General features: G+C 64.1%; 2 pseudogenes. Both read left to right on the top strand.

Going from position 1 to position 284, the window contains the following annotated elements:
* A pseudogene (locus LD028_RS08825) lies at positions 1-171 on the top strand (gamma-glutamyltransferase); the annotation flags it as partial.
* Positions 172-196: 25 nt separating this feature from the next.
* Positions 197-284, top strand: a pseudogene (locus LD028_RS08820) (chromate transporter); the annotation flags it as partial.

The raw sequence follows: 284 nt of genomic DNA, 5'->3' as shown, positions 1-284 counted from the left end.
CACTTCCCGCGCCATATCGCCGAAGCGCTCGCCCGCAAAGGGCATGACATTCGCTTTGCCTTAGACGGAGGTCCGTTCGGCCGCGGGCAAATCATTTGGCGCGATCCTGACACCGGCGTGCTCGCCGCCGGGACGGAGCCGCGCACGGACGGGGCGGTCGCCGCTTGGTGAGACTCACGATAAAGGGATGACTTCGATGAACCAATGGCATTTATTTCTTGCTTTTTTCCGCGTCGGCATGCTCGGGTACGGGGGCGGGCCGTCCTCGATCCCGCTCGTGCGCG

Source organism: Anoxybacillus sp. LAT27, assembly GCF_022030075.1.
GTDB lineage: Bacteria > Bacillota > Bacilli > Bacillales > Anoxybacillaceae > Anoxybacillus > Anoxybacillus kestanbolensis.
Note: the sequence above shows the minus strand (reverse complement) of the source record. Positions and strands in the feature narration are given on the sequence as shown.